The sequence below is a fragment of the Sphaerotilus mobilis genome (genome assembly GCF_004216565.1).
Lineage (GTDB): Bacteria > Pseudomonadota > Gammaproteobacteria > Burkholderiales > Burkholderiaceae_C > Sphaerotilus > Sphaerotilus mobilis.
Window position 1 is genome coordinate 78,345 of sequence record NZ_SGWV01000012.1, and the last position, 13,111, is coordinate 91,455.

Genomic DNA, 13,111 nt, shown 5'->3' on the forward strand with positions numbered 1-13,111 from the left:
TTGTTGGGACCGCCATTGTAGCCAAAACAGGCCAGCGCAAGCAGCCTGACCCGGTCGCCCGAGAGGGTGCTTGTGCACAGTTTGTCCACAGTTTGCGGTCGGATATCCAGCCCCGGCCGGGGCTGGAAGTGGCGCAAATGTGTGCGCCCGCTTACGCGCGATGTCCCGTCACTTCGACGGCCGGATCACCACATACTGGGCCCACTCGCCGCGTCGGAACAGCAGGTTGATCGGCTTGGACTTGTCCAGCTTGGCCGTCACCGACTCGAACTGCTTCAGGTCGGTGATGTCGGTGTTGGCGACGGCCAGCAGGATGTCACCTTCGCGCAGTCCGGCCCTGGCGCCGGCACCGTCGGCCGCGTCCACCTTCACGCCGCCCTTGATCTTCAGCTCGCTGCGTTGGTCAGCCGACAGCTCGCTGAGCGTCAGGCCCTGCCAGCCAAAGGTCGCCGGCTTGGGGCCGGCCTTAGGTGCCGGGCTGTTGTCGACCGCCGGCTTGGCACTGGCCTCGGCTTCCAGCTCGGCCACGACGATGGACAGGTCACGCGTGCTGCCGCGCCGGACCACCGTGATCGAGCTCTTGCTGCCAGGCGTGGTGTTGCCGACCAGGCGTGGCAGGTCGTTCCACTTCTCGACCGGCTTGCCGTCGAAACGGGTGACGATGTCGCCGGCCTCCAGACCGGCCTTGTCGGCCGGGCTGCCCGACTCGACCGAACGCACCAGCGCGCCAGCGGCCTTGCCCAGTCCGAGCGACTCCGCCACGTCCTTGGTGACCTCGCCGATCTGCACGCCGATGCGGCCGCGCACCACGCGACCCTTGTCGCGCAGCTGGTCGGCGACGCGGCGAGCCTCGTCGATCGGGATCGCGAAGGAGATGCCCATGTAGCCGCCCGAGCGGCTGTAGATCTGCGAGTTGACGCCGACCACCTCGCCGCGCATGTTGATCAGCGGGCCGCCGGAGTTGCCCGGGTTGATCGCCACGTCGGTCTGGATGAAGGGCAGCAGGTCGCCGGTGTCTCGCGCCTTGGCGCTGACGATGCCGGCCGTCACGGTGTTGTCCAGGTCGAAGGGCGAGCCGATCGCGATGACCCATTCGCCCACGCGCAAGCGGTTGACGTCACCGAGCTTGACCGTCGGCAGGCCGCTCGCCTCGACCTTGAGCACGGCCACGTCGGTGCGCTTGTCCGCGCCGATGATGCGGGCCTTGAACTCGCGCTTGTCGGTCAGGCGCACGGTCACTTCGTCGGCGCCTTCGACGACGTGGGCGTTGGTCATGATGAAGCCGTCGGCGCTCAGGATGAAGCCCGAGCCCACGCCGCGCGGGACTTGCTGCGGCTCCTCTTCAGCCTGACCTGGCTGGCCCGGAGGGCCCTGGCGCGGCCCCTGGCGCGGCACTGGCACGCCGAAGAAGCGGCGGAAGAATTCCTGCATCTCCTCGTCCGGACCGCCCTCGGCGCCGTTGCGGGCGGTCTTGCCCTTGGCGGTGGTGCGGATGTTGACGACGGCCGGCCCGACCTGCTCGACCAGGTCGGCGAAGTCGGGCAGGCCACGTGCCACGGCGCCCGCCTGGGCGAGCGCGGGCGTCGGCAGGCTCACCAGGCCGACCGCGAGCAGCGTGGCGGCCAAGCCGGCGCTGCACGCAGCGAACAGCCGGCGGGTCTGCGCCCGCCAGCGCGGCAGGGCTGCTTGGGCAAGCCCGGCAGCGTGGGTCCGTTGGGCAGGACGGCGGACCTCGGTCCGCTGAGGTTCAAGGCGCATGCATTTCTCTCCTGAAGGGGGTTCCGGCATGTGAAGCCGATCGAAGATGGGCGTTGGCCGGGGCAATTCAAGGCACGAATCAGGGGGGTGCCTTGCGGTCAAGGCGTGCGGCGCCGCTCCAGTCGAGTGGCGAATGCCTGCAGCGTGGCGCGGGGCACATCGCCCACGGCGGTGATCCACCAGTCGCCCTGGCGCAGGCCGAGCAGCTGGGTCGCGCCTTGCTGGCTGGCCTTCTCGGCGTTGCCGTGGCGAGCGCCATCGTGCGGTTCAACGAACAAGGAGACGGTGGTCAGACCGTCGCTGAACACCGCCTGCAGGACTTCCCGGGCGGGCCGGGCCGACGAGGTGGCGTGGTCCGCCGGCATGGCCGCGCCCTGGGCAGGGCTGCTGCCCAGCCCCGGCGGGTGCTTGACCGCATACGAGACCTGGAAGCCCGCGATCGGCTGGCTCAGTCCCCAACCTTCCCGGCTCAGTTCGGTCGGCACGACCGCTGGGCGTTCGACCCGGTAGCCCTTGAGGCGATGCATCTCGCTGAGCAGGGCCTGTGCGGCTGGCCGCTGGATCCAGCGCAGTTCGGAGAATCCGGCCGACTCCAGCACGCGGCCGTGTTCGTCAAGGATGTCGGTGCGCAGCAGCAGGCCCGTGGCGGCATCCAGCCAGAGCTTCTGGGCATGGCGCAGCTGGTCACGTGGGCGCAGCAGCATCACGCTGGCCTCATGGCCGGCGATGCGGTCGCTGGCCCCGGGCTGCAGCTCGTACATGTCGAGCCGGGCCGAGGATCCGCCGGCCAGTTGGCCCGGCAGGTTCAAGCCTGGGTCACGCTGTTCGACCAGGGCGGCGTGCAGGCGTGGCCAAAGCACATGCACGCGGTCGTTGTGGCGGTAGACCTGACGCAACTCGCCGTCAAGGGCCTCGATGCGGTCGATCTGGTCGTTGCCGTGGCCGACATGGGTCACGCGCAGGCTGGTGACCTGGGAGCCGGAGCCGACCACGAAGGTGCCGCTGTAGCTGTTGCGCGCGGCGGCTTCCTGGATCCGTCGCACCAGCGCGGCCGGATCGCTGATCGTGGTCAGCGCCACCGTCGGGCCGGGCCCGGCCGCCATCGCGCGTGGCGCCAGGGCCAGCGTGGCAAACATCACCACCCCGGCAGCTGCCCCGAACCCGAGGGCGCGCGCCAGCCGCCTGGCTTCGACACGGTCCACGCGGGACGCCGTCATCGTGCAACCTGTTCCTGGGCGACGCGTCGCAGCTGGCCGGGGCCGGGGTCGATCGCAAAACCGGCGGTCATGGCCCGGTGGGCCTGCAGATAAGGTTGCATCGGCAGCACGGGCGGGTCAGACACGGCGTCGGCCGACCGTGGCACGTCGCTCAGCGCGGAAGAGGCCGAGACGACCACCGCCGCAGCGGGGGCCAGGGTCGGCGCGCTGGCCAGTTCCCGGCCCGCTTCGAGCGGCTGCGGCAGCTTCCAGACCATCACGCCGACAAAGGCCAGTCCAGCGGCAATGCCCGCCGCCGGGATGCCCATCCGGCTCCAGCGCATCCTGCCCGCACGCGGTCGCGGCAAGGCGATGACCCGGGGGGCTGCCGCGTCGCCGGGCACGGTGGCATCGAGCCGGCGCACGTTTGGCGCCAACACCACCGGCTCGTCGGCTAGGCGGGTTCGAATGGCCTCGAACAGCTTCTGGTCGTGGGCGGTGTCGCGGGCCTGTGCGCCGGTGCGCAGCACGTCGCCGATCAGGCCCCAGGTCTGCCATTGCTCGCGCAGGTCTTCATCGCGACCCCAGGCGGCGCTCAGGGGCGCGATCTCGTGAAGGTCGAGTTCGCCGTCGAGCAGCGCCGACAGGCGTTCGTTGACCGGATCCTGGTCAGGCGATAGGGGGTCGTCGGTCTCGCTCATGCGGGGCTCCTTGCGAGGGGCGTGTTCACCAGCGTTGTCCTTCGGTCGTGCCGAGCAGCGGACGCAGCCGCCGGGCAATGGCTTCCCGAGCCCGGAAGATGCGCGAGCGCACCGTGCCGATGGGGCAGTCCATCGCCTGTGCGATGTCTTCGTAAGAGAGGCCCTCGACCTCGCGCAGCAGCACAGCCTGACGCAGATCTTCGGGCAGCGCCTCGATGGCGGCATTGACCGTGCGCGCGATCTCGCGACTGGCCAGCACCGCCTCGGGCGTTTCTCCGTGGCTCAGATCGTGTTCGGGGCGGTAAGTTTCGTCGTCGTCCTGCCGATTACCGGCCAACGTGCTTTCGCTGATGACGATCTCACGCTTCTGCTGGGCCAGCGCCTTTTTTGCCGTGTTGACCGCGATCCGGTACAGCCAGGTATAGAAAGCACTTTCGCCGCGGAACTGGGGCATCGCCCGGTAGGCGCGGATGAAGGTTTCCTGCGCCACGTCGGCGACGCTGTCGGTGTCGCGGATGAAGCGGCCGATCAGGCGCTCGATGCGGCGCTGGTACTTCATCACCAGCATCTCGAAGGCGCGCACGTCGCCCTGCCGGGCTCGGTCGACCAGGGCGGCGTCGGGATCAGGCTGCAGCGTCACGTGGGTCCTCGCCCCGAACGTGGCGGCTGGCAGCCAGCGCACATCGCAGGGCATGCCAGCCGAGGGGCGACGGGTGCGCCGCGACCGGCACCCAGGTGTGCCGACCCTGCATCGAACGGTGGCGCAGCAGCAGCCAGTCGCCCAGGTCGATGGCGAGTTCGACCTCGCCCACCTGTGCGGCGACACCGGGGGCGAGCAGTTGCCAGGTCTGCCCGGTCCAGCGCAGCACCTGTGCCGACGGCTGTCCCAGGCGCCAGAAAGCCACGGCCAGGGCGGGCGTCGCCAGCAGCGACAGCGCGGCGGCCGCCATCCATGTCGTCAACGGCGTGTTCGCACCGGACTGGGCGCTCCACCAGATGAGCTGGGTCAGCACGACAAGCGCGAACGCCGCCGACAACAAACGTTGCCAGCGGCGTTCGGGGCCGAGCGGGAAGTCGACCTGGACAGCAGTCGGGGCGCGCATGGTCGTCCCGGCGGATGTGATGGGGCTGATCGATGTCGTTCAGACCCGGCGGAACACCAGCGTGCCGTTGGTGCCACCGAAACCGAAGTTGTTCTTCACCGCCACGTCGATGCGCATGTCGCGTGCCGTGTTCGGGCAGTAGTCGAGGTCGCAGTCCGGATCGGGGTTGTGCAGATTGATCGTCGGCGGCGAGACCTGGTTGACCAGGCCAAGCACCGTGAAGACCGACTCGATGCCACCCGCGCCGCCCAGCAGGTGCCCGGTCATCGACTTGGTGGAGTTCACCACCAGCCGCTTCGCGTGGTCGCCGAAGGCGAGCTTGATCGCATTGGTCTCGTTGGCGTCGCCCAGCGGCGTGGAGGTGCCGTGAGCGTTGATGAACTGCACGTCGTCCGGGTTCACCCCGGCGTTGCGCAGTGCCGCCTGCATCGAGCGGCGCGGACCGTCGACGTTGGGCGCGGTCATGTGATACGCATCACCGCTCATGCCGAAACCGGCAACCTCGGCGTAGATCTTGGCGCCACGCCGGACGGCGTGTTCGTACTCCTCGATCACCATCACGCCGGCACCTTCGCCGAGCACGAAGCCGTCGCGGTCCTTGTCCCACGGCCGCGAGGCGGTCGCGGGATCGTCGTTGCGTGTCGACAAGGCTCGGGCAGCGGCGAAGCCACCGACGCCCAGCGGCGAGATGGTCGACTCGGCACCGCCGGCGATCATCACGTCGGCATCGCCGTATTCGATCAGGCGAGCCGCCGCACCGATGCTGTGCAGGCCCGTGGTGCAGGCAGTGACGATGGCCAGATTGGGGCCCTTGTAGCCGCACTGGATCGACACGTGGCCCGAGATCATGTTGATGATCGAGGCGGGCACGAAGAAGGGCGAGATCCGGCGGGCGCCGCGTTCGCGGTACTCGTCGTGGGTGTTCTCGATCATCGGCAGACCGCCGATGCCCGAGCCCACCATCACGCCGATGCGTTCGGCGAGTTCCTCGCTCAGCGCGTCCCCGGTCGGCAGTCCCGAGTCCGCCACGGCCTGCAGCGATGCCGCGATGCCGTAGTGGATGAAGGCATCCATGTGCCGGCCTTCCTTGGCCGGGATGTAGTCCTCGATCCGGAAATCCTTGACCTCGCCGGCGAAACGCACGGACAGGTTGGACGGATCAAAGCGCTTGATGGGGGCGATACCGGACCGGCCGGCGATCAGGTTGTCCCAGGACTCGGCCACCGTGTTCCCCACGGGGGTCACGAGGCCAAGGCCGGTCACGACGATGCGGCGACGGGTCATGCGAGGACGTGCTGCAAGGGTGCGCGGGTCGTCAAGCTGAGCGGGGCTCAGGCCTTGACGTTGTTCTTGGCGTAGTCGATCGCCAACTGGACGGTGGTGATCTTCTCAGCCTCTTCGTCGGGGATCTCGATGCCGAACTCGTCTTCGAGTGCCATCACCAGTTCCACGGTGTCGAGCGAGTCAGCGCCCAGGTCGGCCACGAAGGCCTTTTCGCTCGTGACCTCGGCTTCGGCCACGCCCAGTTGCTCGGCGATGATCTTCTTGACGCGCGTTTCGATGTCGCTCATGACGGGTTCTCCTCCAGGAGGGTGTAACAAAAACAGCCTGCGATTCTAAAGGTTCGGAAGATCGGGTCTTCCGGACTCACCCGGTGATCGTGCAGGACGAAAGTCGACCGGCCGGGTGTACTGAACTTCGGGGGCGCAAGGCCCCCGCGAGTGTCGCCGCAACGACGCTCAGTTCATGAACATGCCGCCGTTGACGTGCAATTCCGAACCGGTGATGTAACCGGCGGCCGGCGAGGCCAGGAACGCCACGGCCTCGGCGATGTCGTCGGGCGAGCCCAGGCGACCGAGCGGGATCTGTGCCATCAGCGCCGCCTTCTGGGCTTCGGGCAGGACCTCGGTCATGTCGGTGGCGATGAAGCCCGGCGCGACGCAGTTGACGGTGATGTTGCGGCCGCCGAGCTCACGGGCCAGCGAACGGGTCATGCCCGCAACACCGGCCTTGGACGCGCAGTAGTTGGCCTGACCCGGGTTGCCGGCCGCACCCACCACCGAGGTGATGTTGATGATGCGGCCCTGACGCTGCTTCATCATCGGCTTGATCGCCGCGCGGCAGGCGCGGAAGACCGCCTTCAGGTTGGTGTCGATGACGGCGTCCCAGCTGTCGTCGCTCAGGCGCATCGACAGCATGTCGCGCGTGATCCCGGCGTTGTTGACCAGCACGTGCAGGCCGCCATGCTGCTTGACGATGCCGTCAATGGCGGCGTCCAGCGCGGCGCCATCGGTGACATTGAGCGCGAGGCCCCGACCGCCGAACGGCGCGAGTGCATCGGTGATCGAGGCGGCGCCAGATTCGGTCGTCGCGGTGCCGATCACGGTGTAGCCACGCTGGGCCAGCGTGGTCGCAATGGCGCGGCCGATGCCACGGCTGGCACCGGTGACGAGGGCGATCTGTGCGGGGGTGGACGTCATGTCGGGTTCCGTCTTCTTGTCGGGGATTCGGGGCTGTCTTCGAGCGTCGCCGCTGGATCAGCCCAGCAGCGTCTTGACCTCGGCCAGGCTGGCCGGATCAAACAGGTTGGCGGCGACGAGTTCGGCGTCGATGCGCTTGACCATGCCGGCCAGGGCCTTGCCGGGGCCGCATTCGACCACATGGCCGATGCCGCGGGCCTTCAGGGCCTGCACCAGCTCGACCCAGCGCACGGGGCCGAACGCTTGCCGGTAGAGCGCGTCGCGGATCGCGTCGGCGTCGGTCTGCACGCTGACGTCGATGTTGTTGACCACCGGGATCTGCGGCGTGGCCAGCGCGATCGAGGCCAGCCGCTCGCGCAGTCGCTCGGCGGCCGGCTTCATCAGGCTGGAGTGGAAGGGCGCCGACACCGGCAGCGACAGGGCGCGCTTGGCGCCGAGCGCCTTCAGGACCTCGCAGCCCTTCTCGACCCCGGCCTTGCTGCCGGCGATCACCGTCTGCTTCGGGTCGTTGAAGTTGACCGCCTCGACCGCCTCGCCGGACTCGGCTGCCGCCTGCGCGCAACCTTGGCGAACCACGTCGGCATCGAGGCCGAGGATGGCGGCCATGCCGCCCTGGCCGACCGGGACCGCGTCCTGCATGGCCTGGGCGCGCAGGCGCACCAGCGGCAGCGCATCGGCCAGCGTCAGCGCGCCGGCCGCGACCAGCGCGGTGTACTCGCCCAGCGAGTGGCCCGCGACGGCGGCCGGCACAGCCCCGCCTTCAGCCAGCCAGGCGCGGTAGCAGGCGATGCCTGCCGTCAGCATGACCGGCTGGGTGTTGGTGGTCAGGTCCAGCGCTTCCTTCGGGCCGTTGGCGATCAGCGCGGCCACGTCCTCGCCCAGCGCGGCGCTGGACTCTTCGAGCGTGCTGCGCACGGCGGGGTGGTCGCCCCAGGCCGACAGCATGCCCACCGACTGGGAACCCTGGCCCGGGAAGACAAAGGCGAACGCGGTCATGGTGAGTGTTCCGTTGCGAAGGAAGGAAAGGGTGGATGGAGCGGGGGCGGGGCTGCGTGTCGTGGCGCTGGCGCCATGCCAGGCCGTGCCGGTCAGTAGTCGACCAGCACCGCGCCCCACGTGAAGCCACCGCCAACGCCTTCGAGCATCAGCGTGTCGCCGCGCTTGACCTGACCGTTGCGCACGGCGTGGTCCAGCGCCAGGGGGATCGACGCGGCGGAGGTGTTGCCGTGCTCGTCGACGGTCACCACCAGCTTGTCCATCGGCAGCTTCAGCTTCTTGGCGGTGCCCTGCATGATGCGGATGTTGGCCTGGTGAGGGATCAGCCAGTCGATGTCGCTGTCCTGTCGATCGGCCTTGGCCAGCACGGCGCGGGCGGCGCTCTCGAGCACGCCGACGGCAAGTTTGAAGACGGCCTGACCGTCCATGCGCAGCAGCGGTTGGCCGAGGATCTCGCCGCCCGACACGGTACCCGGCACACACAGGATGTCGACGTGTCGACCGTCGGCATGCAGGTCGGTGGCCAGGATCCCCGGTGTGTCGCTGCCCGACAGCACGACGGCGCCGGCGCCGTCGCCGAACAGCACGCAGGTGGTGCGGTCGTTGAAGTCGAGGATGCGGGAGAAGACTTCCGCGCCAATCACCAGCGCATGTCGCGCGGTGCCGGTGCGGATCAGCGCGTCGGCCGTCGTCAGCGCGTAGATGAAGCCCGAACAGACAGCCTGCACGTCGAAGGCCGGCGCGCCGCTGGTGATGCCCAGCTTGCGCTGCACGATGCAGGCGGTCGACGGGAAGACCATGTCCGGCGTCGAGGTCGCGACGATGATCAGGTCGATGTCGGCGGCCTGGAGGCCGGCAGCGTCGATCGCGCGCTGGGCCGCGGTCACGGCCAGGTCACTCGAACTGGTTGCGGCATCGACGAAGTGGCGCGCACGGATGCCGGTGCGCTCAACGATCCACTCGTCGGTGGTCTCGATGCCGCGCTCGGCCAGTTGGGCGACCAGGTCGGCATTGCTCAGGCGTCGGTCCGGCAGGACTGAGCCGGTGCCGGCGATGCGCGTGTGTCGAGGCGGCGTGGAGGTGCTCACTTGGGATTCTTCGTGCGGCGCACCCCGGGTGCCCTGGGCGGGCGGCCCGGCGGGCTCATGCGGCTTGACGCGGCGAGGGGACGACGTCGGCCACTGCCGCGACGGCAGACCCGGGCAGGGTCTTCATCGCGACGTCGATGCGTTGATGCACGCGATCGAGCAGCCGGTTTCGGGCGGCATCATAAGCGCGGCTCAGGGCGTTTTCGAAGGCCAGTGCGTCGGCCGAGCCGTGGCTCTTGAAGACGAGGCCGCGCAGACCCAGCAGCGCCGCGCCGTTGTAGCGGCGGTGGTCGACCCGGTCCTTGAAGTGCTTGAGGACCGGCATGGCGACCAGGGCGGCCAGCTTGGTCAGCGGCGTGCGGGTGAACTCCTGCTTGATGAAGTTCGACAGCATGGACGCCAGGCCTTCGGCCGTTTTCAACGCCACATTGCCGACGAAACCGTCGCAGACGACCAGGTCGGTGGTGCCCTTGAAGATGTCGTTGCCTTCGACGTTGCCGTGGAAGTTGATCAGGCCGCTGGCGTGCGCGGTGCGCAGCAGTTCGCCGGCTTGCTTGATCACCTCACTGCCCTTGATCGTTTCCTCGCCAATGTTCAGCAGGCCGACCGTGGGCGCTTCCTTGCCGTCGACGGCCGCCACGAGGGCGCTGCCCATGATGGCGAACTGCAGCAGGTGTTCGGCGCTGCAATCGACGTTGGCACCCAGGTCCAGCATGGTGGTGTAGCCATCGTGCTGGTTGGGCATCACCGATGCAATGGCCGGGCGGTCGATGCCGTCGAGCGTCTTGAGCAGGTAGCGGGCGACCGCCATCAGCGCGCCAGTGTTGCCGGCAGAGACGCAGGCATCGGCTGGCGCGTCGTCACCCTTGACCTGCTGGATTGCCACGCGCATCGACGAATCGCGCTTCTTGCGCAGCGCGATCTCGACCGGGTCGTGCATCTCGACGACCTCGGACGCATCCACGATGCGCACGCGCGGCCACGCGGCCGCTTCGGCGAGGGCGCCGGGCTTGCCAACCAGGATCAGCTCGGCCTCGGCATGCTTGGCGAGGAAGACCTTGCACGCCGGCAAGGTGACCGACGGACCATGGTCGCCACCCATGCAGTCCACCGAAAGGCGGACCGGGCGGTTCTGGCGGGCGGGAGCATCCACGGCAGCAGGACTTGCGGGCAGGGTGGTCACGACGGGCGCATCCGCTTCAGGCGCAGCGCGTCATCGCGAGGCCGCCAACCGGCGTCGGCCGTAGCCTTGCCGGACGCAAGGCCGCGACGCCACGCAAGCGAGGGTGGGAGATCGTTGACGAGAGGACCAGGGGACGCCGAATCAGGCGTCGGCCTTGGTCTTCAGCACCTTGCGGCCACGGTAGAAGCCGTTCGGGCTGATGTGGTGGCGCAGGTGGACTTCGCCGGTGGTCGGCTCGATGGCCGTGCCCGGGTTGGTCAGGGCGTTGTGCGAACGGTGCATGCCGCGCTTGGAGGGCGACTTCTTGTTTTGCTGGACAGCCATGGCGGACTCCTGGAATCTGGTACCCGGAACCCGATGCGCGCTGCCCTTGGGCTGGCCAACTGTCGACCTGATGTCGTGCAGTCGCCGCTCACAAGCAAGGCGTGGGTCCGAACGGAAAAGCCCGCGATTCTATCACCGGCGAAAGCCGCTGCCCAGTGCCTGTTCACTTGTCCGACTTCTTGAGGGCTGCCAGCTTGGCAAACGGGTTGGGGCGCGCCGGTTCGGACGCGTCGTCGCCGTTGCCCGTGTCGGCTTCGAAGCTGACCGGGATGGGCTGCGGGCAGGTCTCGTGACGCGGCACGATCGGGAGGGCCAGCAGCACCTCGTCCTCGATCAGCGCACCCAGGTCGAAGGCCCGGCTGAGCACCAGCACATCCTCGTCGGACTCGGCATCCAGCTCGGCCGCAGCCTTCTCGTCGGCGGCGAACAGGAAGGGTCGGTCGATCAGGACGGGGATGGCGACCGTGTCCAGGCAGCGCTGGCATTCGAGCGGCACATCGGCCTCGATGCGCAGGTCCAGCCAGACCTCCTCGGGCGCGCCGAGCCTTTGCTGGATCTCGCCACGGGCCTGCCAGCGCACCTCGCCGTCGGCCGCGCCATGCAGCAGTTCGCTCAGGCGTTCGAGGCTGCGCAGCGCAATCGTGCCGCTGAGGGTCTCGCCAGTTTCGGCAAAGGTGCGGACGTCGAGGCGTTGGGGCTTGAATTCGGTCTTCATCGGGCGAGTTTACGTGTCGACCCTTGTGAGGCTGATCGCCGGAAAGGGCGTTGCAGCGGCAACAATCCGCGCCTGTCGACCCACGCCGCCATGCCCTGACCGTGCCTGCCCTGAACACGAGCCCTCGCCTGATCCTGGCCTCCACCTCGCCCTACCGGCGCGAGCTGCTGCAGCGCCTGCGCCTACCCTTCGACACCGTCGCACCCGCGGTCGACGAGGCCGCCCTGCCTGGCGAAACGCCCGCTGCGCTGAGCGAGCGCCTGTCGCTGGCCAAGGCCCGTGCCGTTGCCCGGCATCACCCGGATGCGCTGGTGATCGGCTCCGACCAGGTCGCCGCCTGCGATGGCGAGCCGGTCGGCAAGCCGCACACCCACGAACGTGCTGTGGCCCAGCTGCTGCGCATGAGCGGGCGGGCCATCACCTTCCACACCGGTCTGGCGCTGGTCCGCTCCCGTGACGGCTTCGAGCAGGTTGTGCGGGTGCCGGTCGAGGTGGTCTTCCGAGCCTTGTCGCGCGACGAGATCGAGACCTACCTGCGGCTCGAACAGCCCTACGACTGCGCCGGCAGCGCCAAGTGCGAGACGCTGGGCATCGGCCTGCTCGATGCCATCCGCAGCGACGACCCGACCGCCCTGATCGGCCTGCCGCTGATCGCCACCTGCCGGCTGCTGCGTGCGGCCGGCTTTGACCCGGTCATGACGGCTGGCGCGCACCATGTCTGACACCAGCCAGCAGCCGAACGTGGGTCGCCTCTACCTCGTGCCCAACACGCTCGACCACGGCCTGCCCGCCGAGACGTCGCAGGCGCTGGACGTCCAGCAGGTGCTGCCGCTCGGTGCCTTGCAGGTCGCGGCCAGCCTGACGCACTGGGTGGTCGAAAACGCCCGCAGCGCCCGGGCCTTGCTCAAGCGGGTGCACGCCGTCGTGCCCTTGGCGCAGCCGTTGCAGTCCTTGCAGATGACCGAATTGCCGCGCCCGCCCAAGGGTGGCGCGAGGGCGCCCGAGCCGGACTGGAAGGCGCTGCTGGCGCCGGCGCTTGCCGGTCATGACATCGGCTTGCTGTCCGAGGCCGGCTTGCCTGCCGTCGCCGACCCAGGCGCCCAGATGGTCCGCGAAGCCCACGCACGGGGCGTGCCGGTGCTGCCGCTGTCAGGCCCCAGCTCGTTGATCCTGGCGGTCGCTGCCAGCGGCTTGAACGGCCAGAGCTTCGCCTTCGTCGGCTACCTGCCGGTCGACAAGGCCGAGCGGGCCGCTCGCCTGCGCGAGCTGGAGACCCATTCGCGGCGCTGGCAGCAGACGCAACTGATGATCGAGACGCCCTACCGCAATGCGGCCTTGCTGGAGGCCCTGTGCGCCACGCTGTCGCCCGACACGCGCCTGAACATTGCTTGCGGCCTGACCTTGCCCGGCGGCTACAGCCTGACGCGCAAGGTGGCGGACTGGCGCAGGTCGCCGCCCGACCTGCCGGCCGACCTGCCGGCGGTGTTCTCCTTCCTGGCGTCCTGACGAATCCGCAACAGCCACAAAAAAGCCGCCGGCCCTGGCGGGTGCGGCGGCTGTCGGGTGA

At 69.0% G+C, this 13,111-nt stretch carries 15 protein-coding genes; 2 read left to right on the plus strand and 13 right to left on the minus strand.

Annotation, left to right across the window (positions count from 1 at the left end; all coding sequences use genetic code 11):
* Positions 1-168: 168 nt before the first annotated feature.
* The 13 genes from EV685_RS18140 to EV685_RS18200 all read right to left on the minus strand — a co-directional run bounded on the left by EV685_RS18140 (position 169) and on the right by EV685_RS18200 (position 11,544).
* Entirely contained in the window at positions 169-1,758 is a 1,590-nt protein-coding gene (locus EV685_RS18140; protein ID WP_130483472.1) for a DegQ family serine endoprotease, read from the minus strand.
* Positions 1,759-1,856: 98 nt separating this feature from the next.
* The gene (locus EV685_RS18145; protein WP_130483473.1) at positions 1,857-2,975 is read right to left on the minus strand and encodes a MucB/RseB C-terminal domain-containing protein; all 1,119 of its coding nucleotides are present in this window, start codon (positions 2,973-2,975) and stop codon (positions 1,857-1,859) included.
* Positions 2,972-3,655, minus strand: a complete 684-nt coding sequence (locus EV685_RS18150; protein ID WP_130483474.1) for a sigma-E factor negative regulatory protein — start codon at positions 3,653-3,655, stop codon at positions 2,972-2,974. The genes EV685_RS18145 and EV685_RS18150 overlap by 4 nt, the downstream gene beginning before the upstream one ends.
* Before the next feature lie 25 nt (positions 3,656-3,680).
* Positions 3,681-4,349 carry an RNA polymerase sigma factor RpoE gene (gene rpoE / locus EV685_RS18155; RefSeq protein ID WP_130483475.1) on the minus strand — a complete coding sequence of 223 codons (669 nt, stop codon included), beginning with the start codon at positions 4,347-4,349 and terminating at the stop codon, positions 3,681-3,683.
* Positions 4,279-4,758 carry a hypothetical protein gene (locus EV685_RS18160; RefSeq protein WP_130483476.1) on the minus strand — a complete coding sequence of 160 codons (480 nt, stop codon included), beginning with the start codon at positions 4,756-4,758 and terminating at the stop codon, positions 4,279-4,281. The genes rpoE and EV685_RS18160 overlap by 71 nt, the downstream gene beginning before the upstream one ends.
* A 39-nt stretch (positions 4,759-4,797) precedes the next feature.
* Complete coding sequence (gene fabF / locus EV685_RS18165; protein WP_130483477.1) at positions 4,798-6,042, minus strand: beta-ketoacyl-ACP synthase II; 1,245 nt, start codon at positions 6,040-6,042, stop codon at positions 4,798-4,800.
* Between the two features lie 47 nt (positions 6,043-6,089).
* Positions 6,090-6,329, minus strand: a complete 240-nt coding sequence (gene acpP, locus EV685_RS18170; protein WP_130483478.1) for an acyl carrier protein — start codon at positions 6,327-6,329, stop codon at positions 6,090-6,092.
* Positions 6,330-6,497: 168 nt separating this feature from the next.
* The gene (gene fabG, locus EV685_RS18175) at positions 6,498-7,238 is read right to left on the minus strand and encodes a 3-oxoacyl-ACP reductase FabG (RefSeq protein ID WP_130483479.1); all 741 of its coding nucleotides are present in this window, start codon (positions 7,236-7,238) and stop codon (positions 6,498-6,500) included.
* A gap of 57 nt (positions 7,239-7,295) precedes the next feature.
* On the minus strand, positions 7,296-8,234 hold the full coding sequence (gene fabD, locus EV685_RS18180; RefSeq protein ID WP_130483480.1) for an ACP S-malonyltransferase: 939 nt from the start codon (positions 8,232-8,234) through the stop codon (positions 7,296-7,298).
* Positions 8,235-8,326: 92 nt separating this feature from the next.
* Positions 8,327-9,322, minus strand: coding sequence for a beta-ketoacyl-ACP synthase III (locus EV685_RS18185; RefSeq protein ID WP_130483481.1), 996 nt, complete (start codon positions 9,320-9,322; stop codon positions 8,327-8,329).
* 55 nt (positions 9,323-9,377) lie between these two features.
* Positions 9,378-10,475: a phosphate acyltransferase PlsX gene (gene plsX, locus EV685_RS18190; protein WP_275938358.1), complete on the minus strand. Its 1,098-nt coding sequence runs from the start codon at positions 10,473-10,475 to the stop codon at positions 9,378-9,380.
* A gap of 171 nt (positions 10,476-10,646) precedes the next feature.
* The gene (rpmF, locus tag EV685_RS18195) at positions 10,647-10,829 is read right to left on the minus strand and encodes a 50S ribosomal protein L32 (RefSeq protein WP_130483482.1); all 183 of its coding nucleotides are present in this window, start codon (positions 10,827-10,829) and stop codon (positions 10,647-10,649) included.
* Between the two features lie 163 nt (positions 10,830-10,992).
* Positions 10,993-11,544 carry a YceD family protein gene (locus EV685_RS18200; protein WP_130483483.1) on the minus strand — a complete coding sequence of 184 codons (552 nt, stop codon included), beginning with the start codon at positions 11,542-11,544 and terminating at the stop codon, positions 10,993-10,995.
* Positions 11,545-11,645: 101 nt separating this feature from the next.
* On the opposite strand from EV685_RS18200, the gene EV685_RS18205 reads away from it, so the two are divergent.
* Both EV685_RS18205 and EV685_RS18210 read left to right on the plus strand, forming a co-directional pair.
* Positions 11,646-12,266 carry a Maf family nucleotide pyrophosphatase gene (locus tag EV685_RS18205; RefSeq protein ID WP_242615662.1) on the plus strand — a complete coding sequence of 207 codons (621 nt, stop codon included), beginning with the start codon at positions 11,646-11,648 and terminating at the stop codon, positions 12,264-12,266.
* On the plus strand, positions 12,259-13,050 hold the full coding sequence (locus EV685_RS18210) for an SAM-dependent methyltransferase (protein WP_130483484.1): 792 nt from the start codon (positions 12,259-12,261) through the stop codon (positions 13,048-13,050). The genes EV685_RS18205 and EV685_RS18210 overlap by 8 nt, the downstream gene beginning before the upstream one ends.
* The last annotated feature ends 61 nt before the right edge of the window (positions 13,051-13,111 follow it).

What these genes read in the sequence shown, in the direction of transcription:
- EV685_RS18140 (WP_130483472.1), bottom strand. Translation starts at nt 1,758, where the DNA reads ATGCGCCTTGAACCTCAGCGGACCGAGGTCCGCCGTCCTGCCCAACGG.
- EV685_RS18145 (WP_130483473.1), bottom strand. Translation starts at nt 2,975, where the DNA reads ATGACGGCGTCCCGCGTGGACCGTGTCGAAGCCAGGCGGCTGGCGCGC.
- EV685_RS18150 (WP_130483474.1), bottom strand. Translation starts at nt 3,655, where the DNA reads ATGAGCGAGACCGACGACCCCCTATCGCCTGACCAGGATCCGGTCAAC.
- rpoE (WP_130483475.1), bottom strand. Translation starts at nt 4,349, where the DNA reads ATGCCCTGCGATGTGCGCTGGCTGCCAGCCGCCACGTTCGGGGCGAGG.
- EV685_RS18160 (WP_130483476.1), bottom strand. Translation starts at nt 4,758, where the DNA reads ATGCGCGCCCCGACTGCTGTCCAGGTCGACTTCCCGCTCGGCCCCGAA.
- fabF (WP_130483477.1), bottom strand. Translation starts at nt 6,042, where the DNA reads ATGACCCGTCGCCGCATCGTCGTGACCGGCCTTGGCCTCGTGACCCCC.
- acpP (WP_130483478.1), bottom strand. Translation starts at nt 6,329, where the DNA reads ATGAGCGACATCGAAACGCGCGTCAAGAAGATCATCGCCGAGCAACTG.
- fabG (WP_130483479.1), bottom strand. Translation starts at nt 7,238, where the DNA reads ATGACGTCCACCCCCGCACAGATCGCCCTCGTCACCGGTGCCAGCCGT.
- fabD (WP_130483480.1), bottom strand. Translation starts at nt 8,234, where the DNA reads ATGACCGCGTTCGCCTTTGTCTTCCCGGGCCAGGGTTCCCAGTCGGTG.
- rpmF (WP_130483482.1), bottom strand. Translation starts at nt 10,829, where the DNA reads ATGGCTGTCCAGCAAAACAAGAAGTCGCCCTCCAAGCGCGGCATGCAC.
- EV685_RS18200 (WP_130483483.1), bottom strand. Translation starts at nt 11,544, where the DNA reads ATGAAGACCGAATTCAAGCCCCAACGCCTCGACGTCCGCACCTTTGCC.
- EV685_RS18210 (WP_130483484.1), top strand. Translation starts at nt 12,259, where the DNA reads ATGTCTGACACCAGCCAGCAGCCGAACGTGGGTCGCCTCTACCTCGTG.